This is a genomic window from Streptomyces sp. AC558_RSS880, from assembly GCF_019049255.1.
Classification (GTDB): Bacteria; Actinomycetota; Actinomycetes; order Streptomycetales; family Streptomycetaceae; genus Streptomyces.
The window spans coordinates 380371-401034 of record NZ_JAGMUJ010000150.1; the positions used below are offsets into that span (position 1 = coordinate 380371).

Genomic DNA, 20664 nt, shown 5'->3' on the forward strand with positions numbered 1-20664 from the left:
GGCCCTCCCGCGCGGAAGGGCCCCCGGCCGTCACACCGGCACCGTGTCCGGCTCCTCCCCACGGGCCCGCGCGCCCCGCGCCTCGCCGACCGCGAGGCCCACGACCGAGCCGAGCAGCAGCAGGGTGCCGGCCAGGGTGGCCGTCGTGAGCCGCTCACCGAGCAGGGCGACCGCGAGCACCGCCGCGCTCACCGGCTCCAGCAGCATGATCACGGAGACGGTGGCCGACCGTACGACGGCCGCGCCGGCGAAGTAGAGGCCGTACGCGAGCGCCGTCGGCACGGAGGCGACGTACGCCAGCAGGCACAGCAGCGCACCAGGGGCGTCGGTGTGCGGCACCAGTCCCTCGGCCGCGGCGAACGGCAGCAGCACCAGGCTGGTGACGGCGAACGCCCCGACGGTCGTACCGGAGGAGTCCGTACCGCCGTCACGTCCCCACCAACGGGTGAGCAGCGTCATCGCCGAGTACCCGGCCGCGGACAGCAGGGCGAGCAGCACCCCCCACGGGTCCACGGTCGCGCCCCCGCCGCCGAGGACGAGCACGACGAGTCCGGCGAGCGCGCCCACGACGGCGGCCAGTCCACCGCGCCCGAGGCGCTCCCCCAGGGTCAGTCGCGCGCCGAGCGCGATCAGTACGGGTCCGGCGCCGAGGGTGATGACGGTGGCCACCGCGAGTCCCGTGGCGGAGACGGCCGCGAAGTAGGAGGTCTGGAAGACCGCGAGTCCGATGCCGGTGGCTCCGGCCCGCAGCACCCGCCGGCCGAGCGGTTCGGGGGCGGCGGTGCGGGCGCGCCGCGACAGCGGCCGGGCGGCGAGCAGCAGCACCAGGCCGGCCGCGCAGCGCCAGAAGGACAGGGCGACGGGACCCATGTCACTGGTCCGGTAGACCAGTGACGCGGCGGCGCCCGCGGTGCCCCAGGCGGCACCGGCGACGATCAGATAGAGGAGGCCTCGCCCTACGGGCAGGCCGGAGACGGCGTTCGACACGTGTTCTCTCCGCGGATGCGCGCGCCACGCGCGTCGGCGTGGGCGCGGAAGTTCGGGAAGGGACCCCGGATCAGTCCCGGCCGGGGCCGGGGCGGCGGGATCCGCGGACTCCGTCTGCGGGCAGCACCGTCACGCCCGGCGACCAGCCGGGCGGATGTACCGGAGGGCCCGCCTCAGACGACCGGAGGCGGAAGAACACGTGCGCGTGCGTGCATGACCAGCACCTTAAGCGGCCGTTCCCGGTGTGGACAACTCCCGTTCGGGCCCGCCGCCCGCCACGGGCTTCTCGGAGCCCTTCGCCGGGGCCGAGGACTGGGCGATGAAAGCGCCCGCCAGGACCACCGCGCCGCCCACGATCTGCGGCGCCGACAGGTGCTCGCCGAGCAGGACCCAGGCGAGGACGGTGGCGATGACCGCCTCCAGACAGGCCACGACACCGGCGACCTGCGGCGAGAGCCGGCGCACCGACACCACCCCGGTGACGTACGCGGCCACCGTGGCGACGAGGACGATCCAGGCCAGCAGCACGAAGGCGGCGACCGGGGTGCCGTCCATCTGCGCGCTGCCGGTGAGCACGGACCACTCCATGGACCAGGGGCGGGCGACTACGGTCAGGACGGCGGCGCCGATCAGCAGCCCGTAGGCGATCACACCGAGCGGGTCGGGGGCCTCCTCGCCGTCGCTGCCCCGGTCGGACAGGACGAAGTAGCCGACCTGGCAGCAGGCCGCGCCGAGCGCGAGCAGCAGACCGAGCGCGTCGAAGCCGAGGCCCGCCCACACCTCCACGACACAGGCGAGCCCGCCCACCGCCAGGACCACGCCGACCGCGGCGGCACGGGTCACCGGCCGCCGCTGCACGAACCGCACCCAGCCGAGCACGAGCGCGGGCGCCAGGTACTCGACCAGCAGCGCGACCCCGACGGGGATGCGGGAGAGGGCGGCGAAGTAGCAGGCCTGGACGCCGGCCACGGCGAACAGGCCGAACCCGGCGAGCAGTCCGGGCCTGCTGCGCAGGAGTCCCCGGTGGCGCACCGCCAGCGGCAGCATGACGAGCGCCGCGCCCGCCACCCGCAGCCACACGACGTGGAGCGGGTCGAGACCCGCCTCGATCAGCGGCTTGGCCGCCACACCGGAACCCCCGAAGGCCAGCGCGGACAACAGCGCGAGGCCGAGTCCGACGCCCTTTCGGTGGTCGCCCGGGGTACTGACAGAGGTAGGCACCGGCACATGATGACAGGCCCCGACAGGAGCGTCACCCTTCATGGCACCTGTCTCACCGGCTGGACGGCACCTCGAGCCGGGCGAAGAGTTCACGGGGGTCGATTCCGGCGCGTTCGAGGACCTCGACGGCGCGCGCCTGCGGGTCCACGACGATCGCCGCGAGCAGGTCCGTACCGCACGCCGGGCCGCGGCCGTGGCGGGCGGCGCGCTCGTGGGCGTACTCCATGCAGCTCGCGGCCAGCGGCGAGAGGCCCGCGGCCTCGGTCACCACGGGGACGCCGCCGGAGTCCTCGACCGCGCCCTGCCAGCGCAGGCCGTAGCCGATGCTGCGCTGGACCAGGTAGCCGAGCAGCCGGGCGATCCGCGGGCCCTCACCGAAGGCGGCTCTCACCTCGGTGTCGGACTCCAGGAGCGAATGCAGCAGGTGGGCGGTGTCGATCTGCCGGTCCCCGTCCCGGACCGCTCTGCGCCGGGCACCGGCCACCACCGCTGCCAGCTCGGCGCCGAGCCTGGCATCGTTCTCCGCGCGGTGGATGCCCTGCTCCTGGAGCTCCTGGGCCTGTTGCCGGGGGATACGGGGTTGCACGTCCCCACCCCATCAGCCCCGCGGGCCCGGGACATCCCCGGCGGGAAGCATCTTGGGGTCCCACGGGAAGTGGACGCCCCGGGCCGGAATCTCCTCCTTGCGAAGGAGATCAGGGTGTTTCCGCCCGAGGGGCGCGCGCCGGTTTGCGCCACGCCCCCGCCGGCCCCCACCGATCCCGTCAGTCCTCGTCGGCGAGGATGAGGTACAGCTTCTTGCGGGCCTCGTTGATGACGGCGAGAGCCTTCTCCCGCTGCTCCTTGCTGCCCGTCTTCCAGACCTGCCCGAAGGCCTCCATCAGGCCGAAGCCGGCCTGCCGGATCTCGCTCAGCGCCTCCCAGTCGACCCCGCGCGAGGCCTCCTCCCAGGGAGCCTCGGGGCCTTCCCCGGCCGCCGAGCGGCCGGCGTCGGTGAGCGAGAACAGCTTCTTGCCGCCCTCGGACTCGCTGGCGATCAGCCCCTCGTCCTCCAGCAGCTGGAGGGTGGGGTACACCGAGCCGGGACTGGGCTTCCACGCCCCGCCGCTGCGCTCGGCGATCTCCTGGATCATCTCGTAGCCGTGCATCGGACGGTCCTTCAGCAGGGCCAGGATCGAGGCCCGCACGTCACCGCGCCGCGCCCTTCCCCTCGGTCCGCCGCGCCCTCGCCCGCCCCAGGGGCCGCCGTGCCCGAAGCCCGGGCCGAAGGGTCCGCCGGGACCACCCGGGCCCCCCGGACCGAAGGGCCCGAAGGCCGCCCGCAGCCGCTCGAAGTCGCCCCGGCCGCCACGTGGGCCGCCGTGACCGTGTCCGTGCTCGTAACCATGGGCATGCATCGCCACCACTCCATTCCATCGTTGATCTGTCGCGATGCTTCAACGATATATCGGAACAGTTCGTTCGGCAACCACTCGGCCGGGCCGGTGCCCGCGGCGATCGGGCCGGCATCCGCGGATTGGCCTTGGCCTGGGGTTTCGCACAGCCCTTACCGTCAGGGCATGCGGATTCGAATCGTCGACGCCTTCACCGACCGGCCCTTCGCCGGCAACCCCGCCGGAGTGCTGCTGCTTGACGCATTCCCGGACGACCCCTGGCTGCAGAGCGTCGCCCTGGAGGTCAATCACGCCGAGACGGCCTTCGCCCACCCGCTCCCCGCGGGCGGCGAGGCCGACTGGGCGCTGCGCTGGTTCACCCCCGCCACCGAGGTCGCGATGTGCGGCCACGCGACACTGGCCACCGCGCACGTCCTGCACACCACCGGCGTGCACCGGGGCCCGGTGCGCTTCGCCACCCACAGCGGCGTCCTCATCGCCACGCCCGGCGAGGACGGCTCCGTCACCCTGGACTTCCCCACCGCTCCGCTCACCGCGGTCGACGTTCCCGAGGGCGTCGCCGAGGCGCTGGGCGCCCGGCCGCTCACGGCGTTCGACACCGGCCCGGACATCGGGGACCTGCTCGTCGAGGTCTCCGACGAGCGGACCGTCCACGCCCTGCGGCCCGACCTCAAGGCCCTGGCCGCCCACTCCGAGCGCGGCGTCATCGCCACCGCCCGCGCGGAGAACCCCGCCCTCGGCTACGACTTCGTCTCCCGCTGCTTCTTCCCGAACGTCGGCATCGACGAGGACCCGGTCACCGGCAGCGCGCACACCGCTCTGGCCCCCTACTGGTCCGAGCGCCTCGGCCGCTCCGTCCTCACCGGCCTCCAGGCCTCGCCGCGCTCCGGCCGCGTCCGCACCGAGGTGCGCGGTGAGCGCACCCTGCTGAGCGGACGGGCCGTGACGGTCATCGAGGGGGACCTGCTGGTCTGAACCCGGTACGGCGAAGGGGCGTACGGCCGCTCCGTACGCCCCTTCGCCGCTGCCTCACGCCGTCGGCAGCCAGTCCACCTTGCCGGCCAGCAGCGCGTACCCCACGAACGCCCCGACGTCGAGCAGCGTGTGCGCGGCCACCAGCGGACCGACGCGCCCCCAGCGCCGGTAGAGGTACACGAACACCACGCCCATCACCATGTTCCCGATGAAGCCGCCGATGCCCTGGTAGAGGTGGTACGAGCCGCGCAGCACCGAACTGGCCGCCAGCGAGGCGCCCGGGGACCAGCCCAGCTGGTCCAGCCGGCGCAGCAGATAGCCGACGACGACGACCTCCTCGAGGATCGAGTTCTGCATCGCCGAGAGGATCAGCACGGGGTACTTCCACCACACCTCGGGCAGCGCCTCCGGCACCACGGTGAGGTTGAAGCCGAGGCCGCGCATGGCCAGGTAGAAGGCGATGCCGCTGCTGCCGATGCCCGCCGCGACCGCCGCTCCGCGGCCGAGGTCGGACCAGGGGCGGGTGCGGTCGAAGCCGAGGGTGCGCGGCCCCGCGCCCTCGCGCAGCAGGAGGTGCGCGACGAGCGCCACCGGCACGAGCGCCGTGGTGATCCCGAAGAGCTGCCAGGCGAGGTCCAGCCAGGGGCGGCCCGGCGCGGCCGAGGCGTTGAGGGTGGCCGCCTGGTCCTTCAGGCCGCCCGGTTCGGTGACCGAGCCGACGAAGCTGATCAGGGCCGACACTCCGCTCGCGCCGAGCGAGAGCGCGAGCACGAGAAGCGTCTCGTCGCGGAGCGTCGTCCGCGAGGGCCTCCGCTCGGAATACGAATCGGCCCCCGGGCCGGCCTCCGCCTGCACACCTGCCTCCACATCACCGATCGGGTCCGATCAGTATGAGGGCAGCGGCTGTGCGCTCGGCCCGGGGGTCGTACGGGGGTGATTCGTGGAGGCCGTGCGGGGGTGGTCCGTGGGGGGGTCAGCCCGTCGGCACCGGTTCCGGCAGTCCCACCGGCCAGCTGTGCACCGGATCGCCCTGCTGCGTCAGCTCCCGGTAGCGGAGGGTGGTGGCGGCCAGGGCGGCCTCCCGGCCGAGGCCCAGGTCCAGGGCCCGGTGGAAGGTCGCGGCCTGCCAGGTCGCGCCGTTCACCCTTCGCCGGCACCGCTCCTCGATCACCCCGAGGTACAGATCGCGGTCGGCGGGCTCGATCCCCCACGCGTCCAGCCCGGCCTCGGCGAGCGGCAGCAGTTCGTCCCGTACGAGGGTGACCGCGTCCACCTCGCCCAGCCCACCGAGGCGGCCGCGCCGGGGCCAGGTGAGGCGGGCGTCGATGCCGTGCTCGCAGGCGGCGTCGAAGTTGGCGGCCGCCGCCTCGAACGGCAGCCGGGTCCACACCGGCCGGCTGTCCTCGGCGAGGGCACGGACCACGCCGTAGTAGAAGGCCGCGTTGGCGATGACGTCGGTGACGGTGGGGCCGGCGGGCAGTACGCGGTTCTCCACGCGCAGGTGGGGGACGCCGTCGGCGATGCCGTAGACGGGGCGGTTCCAGCGGTAGACGGTGCCGTTGTGCAGGACGAGTTCCGCGAGTGAGGGGACGCCGCCCCGGTCCAGCACCTCGAGCGGGTCCTCGTCGTCGCAGATGGGCAGCAGGGCCGGGTAGTAGCGCAGGTTCTCCTCGAACAGGTCGAAGGCCGACGTCACCCACCGCTCCCCGAACCAGGTGCGCGGCCGCACGCCCTGGGCCTGGAGCTCGGGCGGGCGCGTGTCGGTGGACTGCTGGAACAGCGGGGGCCGGGACTCGCGCCACAGTTCGCGGCCGAACAGGAACGGCGAGTTGGCGCCGACGGCGACCTGGGCGGCGGCGACGGCCTGGGCCGCGTTCCACACACTGGCGAAGCGCTCCGGGGTGACCTGGAGGTGCAGTTGCACCGAGGTACAGGCGGCCTCGGGGGCGATGGACTTGGAGGTGCAGCTGAGGCGCTCGACGCCGTCGATGTCGAGTGTGAAGTCCTCACCGCGCGCGGCCACGATCTGTTCGTTGAGCAATGCGTAGCGATCGACGTCGGAAAGATTCGAGGAGACCAGGTCGTCCCGGTCCAGCGTCGGCAGGATGCCGATCATCACGATCCCCGCGTCCACCTCACCGGCTTTCCGGTCGGCGTACGCGAGCGAAGTGCGCAGTTCCTCGTCGAGCCGGTCGAATACCCGCCCGCCCAATCGGTGAGGGGTGATGTTCACTTCCAGATTGAACATGGCGAGTTCTGTTTGGAAGTCCCTGCTGGCGATCCTTTCGAGGACTTGTGCATTCAACATTTTCGGCATGCCGTCGGCGCCCGCGAGATTCAATTCGATCTCCAGCCCCATGAGGTTCTTGGGGCGGTCGAACCGCTTCTCCGCCAGGAGTCGCTCCAAGCCCGTCAGGCAGCTGCGGAGCTTCTCGCGGTAGCGCTGGCGATCGGAGAGGTCGAACTGACCTGCCACGACCTTCTCCCCCATCGAAGCGTCCCTTCTCGCACGGGCGGACCGAAGATCGTCCGCCGGGGTCCCGGTCACAGGCAAGGATGCCCCGTCGATGCGATCGATAACGCCCCGGACGGCACCGTCGACCGCTAGTCTGGTCGACGGTGACCAGTGGCACATTCACGGGGCATGGCACAGAAGGCGACTTGCGGGCCTGTTGCGAACTCGTGAAAAACGCCGACGAGAATTGGCCGACCGCTTCGCGGTCATTTTCCGAGGTCATCGGCGTGCACCCTGCCTGAAATCGGGATGTTTTTCGCGTTTCACCGGCCAGAAGTACCCTTGTTCCGCCGGTCGAAAACAGCTAGTGGAAACACAGTCTGAACACGTGTCGTATAAACTTTGCGCACAAGGCAGAAGGTTGGCGCCCACGGTTCGAGTGATCCAGCCGGGAGGTGGCGTGCGGCACTCCTCGCCCCGTCTCCCGGACTCGAGTCCCGGCCCCTGCCTCTCTGACCTTCGCGAGCTGACAGCGCCGTCCGCCCCGCCACGCCCCGCCCTCGCGCCACTGTGCCTTCGAATGATGAGAGGCGACCCACCATGCCGCTGCATGTCCCCCCGGCTCCCGCGCCCGCACTGCGTTCCGTCCTGACCGCGCTCTCCTCTCCGACCGCGGTCCGCGAAGCCCGAACTCCCTCTCTGCTCGTCGCCCAGGGACCCACCTCAGCCGAGCTGCCCCTCCCCGTGCACGTCCTGGACCGGACCGCCCCCGACGGGGGAACCGCGACCCGGCTGGCCGGCTGGCGTTTCCTGATCCGCACCGGTGACCGCGCGGTCGCCGCCGCGGACACCGTGCTCACCGCCGACGGCTGGACGTTCTCCCGCTTCTTCGAGGGCCCCTACATCACCTCCACCGAGCTCGCGCTGCGCCAGGCCGAGGCCATGACGCAGCCGTACCAGCCCCGGCTGCTCTCGGTGCCGGGGCTCTACATGCTGGCGCTCTGGCTGCACGGCGATCCCACGGCGGACGGCGCCACCGGCCACCCGGCCGCCGGCGATCTGCTCGTCCCGCTCGCCCCGGCACCGCCCGGCATCGCGGCCCACCGCCCGCACCGGTTCGCCGACCTGCTCCCGGTCCTGACCCACCGGGTGGCACCGACCCGCCTGCTCGGCTCACCCGCCTGAGAAGACACCGCGTACCCCGCCGCCCGGAACCCCCGACGCGGCGGGGTACGTGCCGTTCCCAGAGGACTAGCCCCATCCGACCACGGCGAACCACCCGAATTGACAGTGCAGTTGAGATGAACCGTCCGCACGGGTGACGCGTCATCAACCTGTGAGGAGCGGTGCCGCGAAATCCCTGCGGATCCTCGTCCATGGGGCAACACTGGTTTCCGACCGACCTATCACAACGGGGGGGCGGCCATGAGCGAAGCTTCACGCCGCGGAACTGAAACGACAGCCGACTCACAGGTCACCACAGAGCGAGAGATCCCATCCATGTGCCAGCACCAGCCACCGTGCCCCTCAGCCGACTCCGCCGACCGGGAATCCGCCCGTCTCGTGGCGCACCACCCGGAGCAGGGCTGGAGCCTGCTGTGCAACGGTGTCGTGTTCTTCGAGGACACCGGTGAACTCCTGCCCGACGGCAGTGTCATCGCCCCGCAGCGTCCCCGGGGCGCCAGCCTGACCACCGCCTGAGCACGACCGGGCGGAACGGGGCCCGCCCGGGGACACCAGGGGCCGGACGCGGAACCTCCCGCGCGCCGGCCCCGACGCGTGTCCGGGACGGATCACTCACGGTAGTCCGGCGCGTGGAAAGGGTGACCGGCCGGTCCCCCGGCAAGAGTCCGCCCCGCGACGCCTTCCCACGGGCACCCGCTTTCCGGAAGACTCCTGGAAGTTCCGCGGGTTTCGTCACGGAGGTGGGGCAAGTGGCAGCACAGGGGGCCGGCACCGGGGGCAGAGTCACGATCACCGAGATCGCCCGGCAGGCCGGCGTCTCCGTGCCGACCGTCTCCCGCGTGGTCAACGGCCGCTCCGACGTCTCCCCGGGGACCCGCGCCCGGGTCGAGGACCTGCTGCGCCGCCACGGCTACCGCAAGCGCCCCAACGCCTCCACCTCGCGTGCGGTCCTGCTCGACCTGGTCTTCAACGACCTCGGCAGCCCTTGGGCGGTGGAGATCATCCGCGGTGTCGAGGAGGCCGCCCACGCGGCCGGGGCGGGCACGGTGGTGTCGGCGATCCACGGGCGTTCCGGCGACGCCCGGGAGTGGATGCGCAACCTGCGGGCGCGCGCGTCCGACGGCGTCATCCTCGTGACCTCCGCGATGAACACACTGCACGAGGAGTTGCAGATACTGGGCGTCCCGCTGGTGGTCGTGGACCCGGCCGGCTCTCCCCCCGCGGACGTGCCGACCATCGGCGCCGCCAACTGGTCGGGCGGCATGGCCGCGACCGAACACCTGCTGGCCCTGGGGCACCGCAGGATCGGCATGATCGCCGGGCCGTCGCGCCTGCTCTGCTCACGCGCGCGGCTCGACGGCTACCGGGCGGCGCTCGAGGGCTCCGGCATCGCGCTCGACGCGTCGCTGATCGTCCCCGGCGACTTCCGCCCGGAGGCCGGCTTCGCGGGCTGCAACGTCCTGCTGGACCTGCCGGAGCCGCCGACCGCGGTGTTCGCGGCCAGCGACCAGATGGCGCTGGGGGCGATCGAGGCGCTGCGCGGCCGGGGGCTCAGGGTCCCGGAGGACATGAGCGTGGTCGGCTTCGACGACCTTCCGGAGGTCCGCTGGTCGGCGCCGCCGCTGACCACCGTCCGCCAGCCCCTGGCCGACATGGGCAAACTCGCCGTCCGTACGGTGCTCCGTCTCACCCGCGGCGAACAGCCGGACTCCCCCCGCGTGGAACTGGGTACGGACCTCGTCGCCCGCGCGAGCACGGCGGCTCCCGCCGAGCGGGGCTGACGCACCTGCGGCACCACCTATCGTGACCGGCATGCAGTCCTACACGATCGGCCAGGCAGCGAGGCTGCTCGGCGTGAGCCCGGACACCGCCCGCCGCTGGGCGGACGCGGGGCGTATCACCACCCACCGCGACGACGGCGGACGCCGGCTCGTCGACGGACGGGACCTGGCGGCGTTCTCCGTCGAACTCGCCAGGGCCGGCGCCGTCGAGGAGGGCACCCCGTACACCTCCGCCCGCAACGCCTTCCCCGGCATCGTCACCGCGATCAAGCTCGGCGACGTCGCCGCCCAGGTCGAGATCCAGGCCGGCCCGCACCGCCTCGTGTCGCTGCTCACCCGGGAGGCCGTCGAGGAACTGGGGCTGGAGGTCGGCATGGAGGCCACGGCCCGCGTGAAGTCGACGAACGTCCATATCGACCGCACCTGACGACGGCGGCACACCCGAGCGAACGCACATGCGCCACCTCCGGCAGCTTTTCCTGGCTCATGCAAGGAGGCAGGGAGTGAACACCTGGCAGATGCGCCAGTATGATCGGTGCATCGGGAGGGCTCTGCGGGCTCTTCCCTGGTCCCAGAGGGAGTGCTCCGAGATGACCCGTCCGCATCGGACCCGTCGGATCACCGGCGCCGGGACAGCCGCCGCCCTACTGGCGCTGAGCGCCTGCTCCGCGTCCGGCTCGGACTCGTCCGCGGAGTCCGGCGGGCAGGGCGTCACCGGCACGGTCACCGTCTTCGCGGCCGCCTCGCTGAAGGAGAGCTTCACGACGCTGGGCGAGCGCTTCGAGAAGGAGCACCCGGGGACCGAGGTCGCCTTCAGCTTCGGCGGCAGCGACGGTCTGGCGGCCGGCATCAGCAACGGCGCACCGGCCGACGTCTTCGCGGCGGCCAGCACCGGGACGATGAAGCTCGTGGCGGACGAGGGGCTCACGACGGGCAGCCCGAGCACGTTCGTCCGCAACCGGCTGGAGATCGCCACCGCGCCGGGCAACCCGCACGCGATCGACTCCCTCGAGGATCTGACCGCATCCGGCCTCAAGGTCGTGCTGTGCGACGAGACGGTGCCCTGCGGAGCCGCCGCGCGGACCGCCCTCACCTCCGGCGGCGTAGAGCTGGAGCCGGTCTCGTACGAGCAGGACGTCAAGAGCGCCCTGACGAAGGTCGAGCTGAAGGAGGCCGACGCCGCCGTCGTGTACCGCACGGATGTGAAGGCGGCCGGTGCCAAGGTGGAGGGCGTGGAATTCCCGGAGTCCGCCGAGGCCGTCAACGACTATCCGATCGCCCGGCTCGAGAACGCCCCGAACCCCTCGGCGGCGAAGGAGTTCGTGGAGCTGGTCAAGTCGCCGGAGGGTCAGCAGGTGCTGGGTGGGGCGGGGTTCCTGAAGCCATGACCACCGGCCGGGAAACCCCTCGGAAGGCACGCCCCCGCGCCCCCGTCCGCGGTGTCCCCCTCGCCCTCCTCGCGCCCGCCCTCCTGGGCCTGGCGTTCCTCCTGGTGCCCCTCCTCGCCCTCCTCCTGCGCGCCCCCTGGCGGGACCTCCCCGAGCAGCTGGCCAGCCCCGAGGTGTGGGAGGCGCTGCGGCTGTCGCTGCTGTGCGCCACGACGGCGACCGCGCTGAGCCTGGTCGTCGGCGTTCCGCTGGCCTGGCTGCTGGCCCGTACGGACTTCCCCGGCCGCGGCCTGGTCCGCGCCCTGGTGACGCTCCCGCTGGTGCTGCCCCCGGTGGTGGGCGGTGTCGCCCTGCTGCTCGCCCTGGGCCGCAACGGCGTCGTCGGCCAGTGGCTGGACGCCTGGTTCGGCGTCACCCTGCCCTTCACCACCACGGGCGTCGTCCTCGCCGAGACGTTCGTGGCGATGCCGTTCCTCGTCATCAGCGTCGAGGGCACGCTGCGGGCCGCCGACCCGCGCTACGAGGAGGCGGCCGCCACCCTGGGCGCCTCCCGCTTCACCGCGTTCCGCCGCGTCACGCTGCCGCTGATCGCCCCCGGCATCGCGGCCGGTGCCGTACTGGCCTGGGCCCGGGCCCTCGGGGAGTTCGGCGCGACGATCACCTTCGCCGGCAACTTCCCCGGCCGCACCCAGACCATGCCGCTCGCGGTCTACCTCGCCCTGCAGAACGACCCGGCCGCCGCCATCGCCCTCAGCCTGGTCCTGCTGGCGGTGTCCATCGCCGTACTGGCCGGGTTGCGGGACCGCTGGATGAGGACCGTCTGACATCATGCCGAAGAATCCCGGACACCTGCCCGACCCGGCCGGCACCGCCGCCGAGGGCCTGGACGCGCGGCTCGTCGTGGACCGCGGCTCCTTCCGCCTGGACGTCGCGCTGACCGCCGCGCCCGGTGACGTCGTCGCCCTGCTGGGACCGAACGGGGCCGGCAAGACCACCGCCCTGCGCGCACTCGCGGGCCTCGCCCCGCTCGGCGCCGGGCATCTGCGGCTGGACGGCGCGGATCTGCGCCGCACCCCGCCGGAGTCCCGCCCGGTAGGTGTCGTCTTCCAGGACTATCTGCTCTTCCCGCACCTGACCGCGCTCGACAACGTGGCCTTCGGACCGCGCTGCCGGGGCGCCGGCAAGGCGGAGGCACGCGCCCGGGCCGCCGAATGGCTCGACCGCATGGGTCTGGCCGAGCACGCGGGCACCAAGCCCCGGCGGCTGTCCGGCGGCCAGGCCCAGCGGGTGGCCCTCGCCCGCGCCCTGGCCACCCGCCCCCGGCTGCTGCTCCTGGACGAACCGCTCGCCGCCCTGGACGCCCGCACCCGGCTGGAGGTGCGCGCGCAGCTCCGCCGTCATCTGGCAGCGTTCGAGGCCGTCGCCGTCCTGGTCACGCACGACCCGCTGGACGCCATGGTGCTCGCCGACCGGCTGGTCGTCGTGGAACAGGGCCGGATCGTGCAGGAGGGCACGCCCTCCGACATCGCCCGCCACCCGCGCACCGAGTACATCGCCCAGCTGGTCGGCCTCAACCTGTATCGCGGGCAGGCCGACGGCCACACGGTGCGACTCGACGCGGGCCCCGCCGTGAGCACCACGGAGGACCTCTCCGGGCCCGCCTTCGTGGCGTTCCCGCCCGGCGCCGTCACCCTGTACCGGGACCGGCCGACCGGCTCCAGCGCCCGCAACCTCTGGCGCTGCGCGGTCGCCGGTCTGGAGACCCACGGGGACCGGGTCCGCGCGGAACTCACCGGCGACCTCGCCCTGGCCGCCGACCTCACCACGGTCGCCGCGGCCGAACTCGACCTGCATCCGGGCGCGACGGTCTGGGCGACGGTCAAGGCGACGCAGACGCACGCGTACCCGGCCTAGCCGCACACGGCGAAGGGCCCCGCTCCGAGTCGCTGGAGCGGGGCCCTTCGCCGTGTGTCAGTCCTCGTACGCGTCCAGCGGCGGGCAGGAGCAGACCAGGTTCCGGTCGCCGAAGGCCTGGTCGATGCGGCGCACCGGCGGCCAGTACTTGTCGGCGGCGCTCACCCCGGCCGGGAACACGGCCTCCGCGCGGGCGTACGCGTGCTTCCACTCCCCGCCGAGCACGGCGGCGGTGTGCGGGGCGTTGCGGAGCGGGTTGTCGTCCGCGGGCCACTCGCCGGAGCCGACCTTCTCGATCTCCGCGCGGATCGCGATCATCGCCTCGCAGAACCGGTCGAGTTCGGTGAGGTCCTCGGACTCGGTGGGCTCGATCATCAGCGTGCCGGCCACCGGGAACGACATCGTCGGCGCGTGGAAGCCGTAGTCGATCAGCCGCTTGGCGACGTCGTCCACGCTGACGCCGGTCGCCTTGGTCAGCGGGCGCAGGTCGATGATGCACTCGTGCGCGACCAGTCCGCCGGGGCCGGTGTAGAGCACCGGGTAGTGCGGCTCGAGGCGCTTGGCGATGTAGTTGGCGCTGAGCACGGCCACCTGCGTGGCCCGCTTCAGGCCCTCGCCGCCCATGAGACGGACGTACGCCCAGGAGATCGGCAGGATGCCCGCCGAGCCCCACGGAGCCGCCGAGATGGGCCCGACGCCGGTCTCCGGACCGGCCTCCGGCTGGAGCGGGTGGTTCGGCAGGTACGGCGCCAGGTGCGCCCGCACGCCGACCGGGCCGACGCCGGGGCCGCCGCCGCCGTGCGGGATGCAGAAGGTCTTGTGCAGGTTCAGGTGCGAGACGTCGCCGCCGAAGTGGCCGGGCTTGGCCAGACCCACCAGGGCGTTGAGGTTGGCGCCGTCCACGTACACCTGGCCGCCGGCCTCGTGGACCTCGGCGCAGATGTCGGCGACGTGCTCCTCGAACACGCCGTGCGTCGAGGGGTACGTGATCATCAGCACGGACAGCTCGTCGCGGTACTGCCCTATCTTCGCCCGCAGGTCCGCGACGTCGATCTCGCCGTCGTCGGCCGTCTTGACGACGACGACCTTCATGCCGGCCATCACGGCGCTCGCGGCGTTGGTGCCGTGCGCGGAGGACGGGATCAGGCAGACGGTGCGCTGCTCGTCGCCGTTGGCCCGGTGGTAGCCGCGTACGGCGAGCAGACCGGCCAGCTCGCCCTGGGAGCCGGCGTTGGGCTGGAGGGACACCTTGTCGTAGCCGGTGACCTCGGCGAGACGTTCCTCCAGCTCGTGGATGAGCGTGAGGTAGCCCTGGGCCTGCTCGGCGGGCACGAAGGGGTGCAGCTGACCGAACTCGGGCCAGGTGACCGGCTCCATCTCGGTGGTCGCGTTGAGCTTCATGGTGCAGGAGCCCAGCGGGATCATGCCGCGGTCCAGCGCGTAGTCGCGGTCGGAGAGCCGGCGCAGGTAGCGCAGCATCGCGGTCTCGGAACGGTGCTGCTGGAAGACGGGGTGGGTCAGGTACTCGTCGTTGCGCAGCAGGGCGCCCGGCAGCGTGTCCCGCGCGGCCGCGTCCATGGCCTCGACGTCGCCCTCGACGCCGAAGGCGCTCCACACGGCGGCCAGCTGCTCCCGGGTGGTGGTCTCGTCGCAGGCGATCGAGACGTGGTCGGCGTCGACCAGGCGCAGGTTGACGCCGTTGCCGCGGGCGGCGGCGACGACCTGCGCCGCCCGCCCGGCGACGCGTACGGTCAGCGTGTCGAAGTAGGAGCCGTGCACGATCTCGGCTCCGCCGGCCCGCAGCCCCTCGGCGAGGACGGTGGCGTACCGGTGGGTGCGCCGGGCGATCAGCCGCAGCCCCTCCGGGCCGTGGTAGACGGCGTACATGCCGGCCATGACGGCGAGCAGCACCTGGGCGGTGCAGATGTTGCTGGTGGCCTTCTCGCGGCGGATGTGCTGCTCACGGGTCTGGAGGGCGAGACGGTAGGCCTTGTTCCCGTCCGCGTCGACGGAGACGCCCACGAGCCGTCCGGGCAGGCTGCGCGCCATCTTCTCCTGCACGGCCATGTAGCCGGCGTGCGGCCCGCCGAAGCCCATCGGCACACCGAAGCGCTGCGTGGTGCCGACCGCGATGTCCGCGCCCAGCTCACCGGGCGACTTCAGCAGCGTGAGGGCGAGCAGATCGGCGGCGACGGTGACGAGCGCGCCGAGCTCGTGCGCCTGGTCGATCACCGGCTTGATGTCGCGCACGGCACCGGAGGCACCCGGGTACTGGATCAGCACGCCGTTGATCTCGCGCCCGGCGACCTCGGCGGGGATGCCCTCGCTCAGGTCGGCGACGACGACCTCGACGCCGGTCGGCTCGGCGCGGGTCTCGATCACGGCGATGGTCTGCGGCAGCGCGTCCGCGTCGACCAGGAACAGACCCTTCTTGTTCTTGCCCATGCGCCGGGACAGCGCCATCGCCTCGGCGGCGGCGGTGCCCTCGTCGAGCAGCGAGGCCCCCGAGGTCGGCAGGCCGGTGAGCTCGGCGACCACGGTCTGGAAGTTCAGCAGCGCCTCGAGCCGGCCCTGGGAGATCTCCGGCTGGTACGGCGTGTACGCCGTGTACCAGGCCGGGTTCTCCATCACGTTGCGCAGGATGACGGGCGGGGTGAAGGTCCCGTAGTACCCGAGCCCGATCATGGAGCCGAGCACCTCGTTGCGGTCGGCCAGCGCGCGCAGCTCGGCCAGCACCTCGGCCTCGCTCCGGGCACCCGGCAGGTCCAGCGCGTCGGCGTTCTTGATCACGTCCGGCACGGCGGCGGCCGTCAGCTCGTCCAGCGAGCCGTAGCCGACCTGGGCGAGCATCTTGGCCCGGGCCTCGTGGTCGGGGCCGATGTGGCGCTGCTCGAAGGGGATTCCCTGTTCGAGCTCGGAGAGCGGAGTGCGAGGGGCGGTCATTGAGGAGGCCTCCTGGTCCGACGACCTTCGAGGGGCACCACGGCGCGGGTGCCCGGACGGCCTCCCCCTCTGTCATCTCAACCTGAGAGCTTCACCGGACGGCCCGAAGGCGTCCGGCTTTCACCGTCGGTGAGAGCGGAAGCCGTCGACATCCGCCCTGCTTTCCAGAGTGACCTCGTCCGTGCGGTACGTGTGCCTGAGAGATTCCGGGGAGGATTTGCTCCTTCGGCGCCTCCGATGGTGTCCGGAGGGCTCTCCCGCACGGGGTCAGCAGCCGTTTGCCAGCGTACCAGCGAGCACCACACCGATACCTCCGAGTGGCCGTCCAGCCGATTGTGCCGTTCTGTAGTGCTTACGGATGAGTTTGCGACCAGTGGAGGGCCTGTGCAGACCGACATCGATCCGCGCCACCTGATCGGCCGCAAGGCGTTCGACCGCAACGGAACCCGGATCGGCACGATCGACGAGGTCTACCTCGACGACGCCACCGGCGTACCGGAGTGGGCGGCGATACGCACCGGCCTGTTCAGCAGGGACGCCTTCGTCCCCCTGGAACCCAGCGACCTCATCGACGGCGCCCTCCACGTCCCCTTCGAACGCGCCCTCATCAAGGACGCCCCCGACTTCGGCGTGGGCCGCCACCTCTCCCCCGAACAGGAACTCCAGCTCTACCACCACTACGGCCTGGACCTCGCCGCTCCTCCTCCCCTCCCGGACCGCGACTTCGGCAAACTCGCCGGGAACGACAAGTCGTCCTGATCCGCCCCGCTCACCCGCCCTCCGCTCGCACCCCGCCGTCGGCCCCCGCGCCCTCGGCCTCCCCGGGTCTTCGGGACACCAGCGGCAGCGGTTCCGCCGGTTGCAGAGCCGGGTCGTCGACACGGAAGGTCTTCACCCGGCCCGGCTCCGAGTCGGGTGTCTCGAAGCGCACCGTGACCCGGCCCAGCCCGCTTCCCTGTACCCATCCGGGCCCGTGCACGGCGTGCCGCACGTCGTGCCCCGCCGGCCAGCGCCGCTCGGCGGGCGTCTCCGGCTCAGGCGCGGGCGCGGCCTCGGCCTCCTCGTGCGGGAGGTCGTCCACGTGCCCGCCCGCCTGCGCGAACAGGTCCTCCTGCGTGTAGTCGGCCAGCCCGCTGACCCCGACCCCCAGCAACCGCACCCCGCCCGTCGTGTCGACCGAGTCCAGCAGCCGCGCGGCCGCCTCCCGCACCACCGCCGGATCGTCCGTGGGACCCCGCAGCGTCTCGGACCGGGTGAGGGTCGAGAAGTCGTACCGGCGTACCTTCAATACGATGGTCCGCCCCGACAGGCCGGCCGCCCGCAGCCTGCGCACGCACCGGTCCGCGAGCCGCCGCACCTCCGTCCCCACCCGCAGCCGGTCGTGGATGTCCACGTCGTACGTGTCCTCGACCGACACCGACTTGGCCTCCCGCTCGGCCACCACGGGCCGCTCGTCCCGGGCGAGCGCCATCGCGAACAGCGCGTGCCCGTGGGCCTTGCCCAGCAGCCGTACGAGCTCGTCCTCCCCGGCCTCGGCGAGCTCGTCGACCGTGTGGATCCCCGCCCGCCGCAGGTGATCACCGGTCGCCGGCCCGACGCCCGGCAGGGTGCGGACCGGCAGCGGCCCCAGCAGGGCCCGCTCCGTGCCCGGCTCGATCAGCACCAGTCCGTCCGGCTTCGCCTGCTCCGAGGCGATCTTCGCCAGCATCTTGGAGGCCGCGAGCCCCACCGACCCGGTGAGCCCCGTGACCGCCCGTATGTCCGCGCGCAGCTTCGCCCCGGCCAGACGCGCCGACCGCTCGTCCCAGGCCGCACCGCCGGCCTCCAGGTCCACGAACGCCTCGTCCAGACTCAGCGGCTCCACCAGTGGTGACAGGGCCTTCAACAACCCCATCACCTGCTCGCTGATCGACCGGTAGAGAGCGAACCTCGGCACCAGGTACGCGGCGTTCGGCGCGCGCCGCCGGGCCTGCGCCATGGGCATCGCCGAGTGGACGCCGAAGATCCGTGCCTCGTACGAGGCGGTGGCCACCACACCCCGCGGCCCGAGCCCGCCCACGACGACCGCCTTCCCGCGCAGGCTCGGCTTGGACGCCTGCTCCACCGAGGCGAAGAAGGCGTCCATGTCGAGATGCAGGATCGTGGGCGCGGATCTCACATCTCCGATGCTGCCCTACGCCACTGACAACGGCCGTTCCCGGACGGCCCCGGACAGCCTCAGACCGCCTTGTTCCGCCGCCGGGCCAGCTCGTCCATCGGGTTGTGCCCGACCAGGGTCTCCCCGGTGTCGACGCGCTCCCCGTGCAGCTGGGACAGCGCGCTCTCCACGTCCCGCCACACCACGCCCACGGCGATGCCGAAGACACCCTGGCCGCCCTGGAGCAGGGCGTGGACCTCGTCGGGCGAGGTGCACTCGTAGACCGTGGCCCCGTCGCTCATCAGCGTCATGCGCTCCAGGTCGCTGAAGCCGCGCTCACGCAGGTGCTGGACCGCGGTGCGGATGTTCTGCAAGGAGACGCCCGTGTCCAGGAACCGCTTGACGATCTTCAGCACGACGACGTCGCGGAAGCTGTACAGCCGCTGCGTGCCCGATCCATGGGCCGGCCGCACGCTCGGCTCGACCAGACCCGTACGGGCCCAGTAGTCGAGCTGCCGGTAGGTGATACCGGCGGCGGCGCAGGCCGTGGGCCCCCGGTAGCCGATCTGCTCGGACGCCATGGATGTCGCCCCTCCGCTGCTCGGCACAGCCGTCGGTCGCTGCGGAGCCTGGTCGATCGCGCCGCCGTGCGCGGGATGACCCCCGCTCGGACGGAGCCGGGAGCTCTGGGGAGGGTACGGCCCGCCCGCCCCGAAACCGCGCCCGGGGGCACCCCCAGCCGTACCGTCGCCGCTGCTTCTCACGCCGACCTCCGTCCTTGACCTGCCTCCTCGAAGGTAGGCAGTCACCAAGGGTGCGTCAACGATCGCCACACTCGGCACGCCGAGTGATAATCACCCTAAGAGTGGTTTCCCGTACCTCACCGCGGGGAAAGGCTAGCCGAATGCGCTCGGCGCGAGCCACGACGGCCGACCCGGTCGGCGGCCGCCGACCGCCCTCACTGGTTACTGGATCCGAAGTCCTCCGGCGAGATCTGGTCGAGGAACTCGCGGAACTTCTCCACCTCGTCCTCCTGCTCGTCCGGGATGGCGATCCCGGCGTCGTCGAGCACCGTGTCACTGCCGTAGATCGGCGTACCCGTCCGCAGGGCCAGCGCTATGGCGTCGGAGGGGCGGGCACTCACCTCGACGCCGCTGGCGAACACCAGCTCCGCGTAGAAGACGCCCTCGCGCAGATCGGTGATGCGTACTTCCGTGAGCTCCTGCCCGACGGCTTCCAGCACGTCCTTGAACAGGTCGTGGGTCAGCGGCCGTGCGGGTGCCATGCCCTGCTGGGCGAAGGCAATGGCCGTCGCCTCCCCCGGTCCGATCCAGATGGGGAGGTAGCGGTCGCCGCCCACTTCACGCAACAGCACGATCGGTTGGTTGGAGGGCATCTCGACCCGGACACCTACGACATCGAGCTCGTTCACACAGCAACCCTAGGCCGTGCCCGGGACGTTTGGGTAGTCGGGCAGGGAACGGGTGGCCGATCCGGGCCCCGCGCCGCTCCGTCTCAGGGCAGCCGTATCCCGAGTGCCGCCTGCACCAGCGCCGCGTGCAGCTTCACCGTGAGCCCCGCCAGCTCCTTCGTACGCGCCTGCGCGTGAGCCCTGGTCTGCGGGTTCCGGTGGCGCTTCAGCGGGGCGACGACCTGGTCCACCAGGCCGGCCTCGCGGTCGGCGGCGGCCTTCATCGCCCTCAGATGACGCGGCTCGATCCCGAACCGCCCCAGCTCGGTGATGAGCCCCGCGACGGTGACCGACTCGGCGTCGTACACGCCGTCCTCGACCGGGGCGAGCAGCCCGTACGACTCCCACTCGGCGAGCATCCGCTCGTCGATGCCGGCGGCCTCCAGCAGCCGGCCGCGCCCGATGCGCGCCGCCGTGGACCCCTCGGCGGCGGGCTCCTGACCGGTGTCCCCGTCCCCCGGACGGCCCAGCACCGGCAGCTGGACGGCCTCGCCGCGCTCCATGGCGTCAAGGTGCTCGCGGATCACCTTGAGCGGCAGATAGTGGTCGCGCTGCATGCGCAGCACATGGCCGAGGCGCTCGACGTCCCCGGCGCCGAACTTGCGGTACCCCGACGGGGTCCGCTGCGGCTCGATCAACCCCTCCGACTCCAGGAAACGGATCTTGGAGATGGTGACCTCGGGGAACTCCTCGCGCAGCACGTTCAGCACCGCGCCGATGCTCATCAGTCCGGTGCCCGCGGCGGCGGCGCCGTCGCCGGCACCGCCGCTCGGTGTCTGAACCATGAACCTTCCCTGGGGTTCCCCGGACGGA

At 72.4% G+C, this 20664-nt stretch carries 20 protein-coding genes and 1 riboswitch; of the genes, 9 read left to right on the plus strand and 11 right to left on the minus strand.

Going from position 1 to position 20664, the window contains the following annotated elements; translation table 11 throughout:
• Nucleotides 1-30 precede the first annotated feature (30 nt).
• The 4 genes from KUM38_RS34970 to KUM38_RS34985 all read right to left on the minus strand — a co-directional run bounded on the left by KUM38_RS34970 (nucleotide 31) and on the right by KUM38_RS34985 (nucleotide 3605).
• A complete protein-coding gene (locus KUM38_RS34970; protein WP_217135580.1) occupies nucleotides 31-987 on the minus strand; it encodes a DMT family transporter in 957 nt (318 codons plus the stop codon).
• Nucleotides 988-1212: 225 nt separating this feature from the next.
• Nucleotides 1213-2214: a DMT family transporter gene (locus KUM38_RS34975; RefSeq protein ID WP_217135581.1), complete on the minus strand. Its 1002-nt coding sequence runs from the start codon at nucleotides 2212-2214 to the stop codon at nucleotides 1213-1215.
• 46 nt (nucleotides 2215-2260) lie between these two features.
• Nucleotides 2261-2794 carry a Clp protease N-terminal domain-containing protein gene (locus KUM38_RS34980; RefSeq protein WP_217135582.1) on the minus strand — a complete coding sequence of 178 codons (534 nt, stop codon included), beginning with the start codon at nucleotides 2792-2794 and terminating at the stop codon, nucleotides 2261-2263.
• A 178-nt stretch (nucleotides 2795-2972) separates the two neighbouring features.
• Nucleotides 2973-3605, minus strand: coding sequence for a PadR family transcriptional regulator (locus KUM38_RS34985; RefSeq protein ID WP_217135583.1), 633 nt, complete (start codon nucleotides 3603-3605; stop codon nucleotides 2973-2975).
• Nucleotides 3606-3767: 162 nt separating this feature from the next.
• Between KUM38_RS34985 and KUM38_RS34990 the strand changes: the two genes are divergently transcribed.
• Nucleotides 3768-4577 carry a PhzF family phenazine biosynthesis protein gene (locus KUM38_RS34990; RefSeq protein WP_217135584.1) on the plus strand — a complete coding sequence of 270 codons (810 nt, stop codon included), beginning with the start codon at nucleotides 3768-3770 and terminating at the stop codon, nucleotides 4575-4577.
• Between the two features lie 54 nt (nucleotides 4578-4631).
• Here the strand turns inward: KUM38_RS34990 and KUM38_RS34995 are convergent, their stop codons facing one another.
• Nucleotides 4632-5432 (minus strand): CPBP family intramembrane glutamic endopeptidase, encoded by an 801-nt coding sequence (locus tag KUM38_RS34995; RefSeq protein WP_217135586.1) that lies wholly within the window; start codon nucleotides 5430-5432, stop codon nucleotides 4632-4634.
• Nucleotides 5433-5550: 118 nt separating this feature from the next.
• Nucleotides 5551-7068 carry a glutamate-cysteine ligase family protein gene (locus KUM38_RS35000; RefSeq protein ID WP_217135588.1) on the minus strand — a complete coding sequence of 506 codons (1518 nt, stop codon included), beginning with the start codon at nucleotides 7066-7068 and terminating at the stop codon, nucleotides 5551-5553.
• A 564-nt stretch (nucleotides 7069-7632) separates the two neighbouring features.
• Here KUM38_RS35000 and KUM38_RS35005 point away from each other — a divergent pair.
• The 7 genes from KUM38_RS35005 (at nucleotide 7633) to KUM38_RS35035 (ending at nucleotide 13300) form a co-directional block, all read left to right on the plus strand.
• Complete coding sequence (locus KUM38_RS35005) at nucleotides 7633-8217, plus strand: hypothetical protein (protein WP_217135589.1); 585 nt, start codon at nucleotides 7633-7635, stop codon at nucleotides 8215-8217.
• A 315-nt stretch (nucleotides 8218-8532) separates the two neighbouring features.
• Nucleotides 8533-8733, plus strand: coding sequence for a DUF5999 family protein (locus KUM38_RS35010; RefSeq protein ID WP_217135590.1), 201 nt, complete (start codon nucleotides 8533-8535; stop codon nucleotides 8731-8733).
• A 233-nt stretch (nucleotides 8734-8966) separates the two neighbouring features.
• A complete protein-coding gene (locus KUM38_RS35015) occupies nucleotides 8967-9998 on the plus strand; it encodes a LacI family DNA-binding transcriptional regulator (protein ID WP_308409132.1) in 1032 nt (343 codons plus the stop codon).
• 31 nt (nucleotides 9999-10029) lie between these two features.
• Entirely contained in the window at nucleotides 10030-10425 is a 396-nt protein-coding gene (locus tag KUM38_RS35020) for a molybdopterin-binding protein (protein WP_217135592.1), read from the plus strand.
• A gap of 163 nt (nucleotides 10426-10588) precedes the next feature.
• The gene (gene modA, locus KUM38_RS35025; protein ID WP_217135593.1) at nucleotides 10589-11386 is read left to right on the plus strand and encodes a molybdate ABC transporter substrate-binding protein; all 798 of its coding nucleotides are present in this window, start codon (nucleotides 10589-10591) and stop codon (nucleotides 11384-11386) included.
• The gene (gene modB, locus KUM38_RS35030) at nucleotides 11383-12210 is read left to right on the plus strand and encodes a molybdate ABC transporter permease subunit (protein WP_217135594.1); all 828 of its coding nucleotides are present in this window, start codon (nucleotides 11383-11385) and stop codon (nucleotides 12208-12210) included. Before modA ends, modB begins: the two co-directional genes overlap by 4 nt.
• Nucleotides 12211-12214: 4 nt before the next feature.
• Complete coding sequence (locus tag KUM38_RS35035; RefSeq protein WP_217135596.1) at nucleotides 12215-13300, plus strand: ABC transporter ATP-binding protein; 1086 nt, start codon at nucleotides 12215-12217, stop codon at nucleotides 13298-13300.
• Nucleotides 13301-13357: 57 nt separating this feature from the next.
• Here the strand turns inward: KUM38_RS35035 and gcvP are convergent, their stop codons facing one another.
• Nucleotides 13358-16243, minus strand: a complete 2886-nt coding sequence (gene gcvP, locus KUM38_RS35040; RefSeq protein WP_217135598.1) for an aminomethyl-transferring glycine dehydrogenase — start codon at nucleotides 16241-16243, stop codon at nucleotides 13358-13360.
• Nucleotides 16244-16417: 174 nt separating this feature from the next.
• A riboswitch (glycine riboswitch) is annotated at nucleotides 16418-16513 on the minus strand.
• 114 nt (nucleotides 16514-16627) lie between these two features.
• On the opposite strand from gcvP, the gene KUM38_RS35045 reads away from it, so the two are divergent.
• The gene (locus KUM38_RS35045) at nucleotides 16628-17002 is read left to right on the plus strand and encodes a PRC-barrel domain-containing protein (protein WP_217135600.1); all 375 of its coding nucleotides are present in this window, start codon (nucleotides 16628-16630) and stop codon (nucleotides 17000-17002) included.
• A 10-nt stretch (nucleotides 17003-17012) separates the two neighbouring features.
• On the opposite strand, the gene KUM38_RS35050 is transcribed toward KUM38_RS35045, so the two are convergent.
• From KUM38_RS35050 to KUM38_RS35065, 4 genes are all read right to left on the minus strand, one after another.
• Nucleotides 17013-18401, minus strand: coding sequence for a DNA polymerase IV (locus KUM38_RS35050; RefSeq protein WP_217135602.1), 1389 nt, complete (start codon nucleotides 18399-18401; stop codon nucleotides 17013-17015).
• A 59-nt stretch (nucleotides 18402-18460) separates the two neighbouring features.
• On the minus strand, nucleotides 18461-19144 hold the full coding sequence (locus tag KUM38_RS35055; RefSeq protein ID WP_217135604.1) for a MerR family transcriptional regulator: 684 nt from the start codon (nucleotides 19142-19144) through the stop codon (nucleotides 18461-18463).
• Nucleotides 19145-19338: 194 nt separating this feature from the next.
• A complete protein-coding gene (locus KUM38_RS35060; RefSeq protein ID WP_030833746.1) occupies nucleotides 19339-19812 on the minus strand; it encodes a bifunctional nuclease family protein in 474 nt (157 codons plus the stop codon).
• Between the two features lie 83 nt (nucleotides 19813-19895).
• Nucleotides 19896-20636, minus strand: coding sequence for a MerR family transcriptional regulator (locus KUM38_RS35065; RefSeq protein ID WP_217135607.1), 741 nt, complete (start codon nucleotides 20634-20636; stop codon nucleotides 19896-19898).
• Nucleotides 20637-20664: the final 28 nt, after the last annotated feature.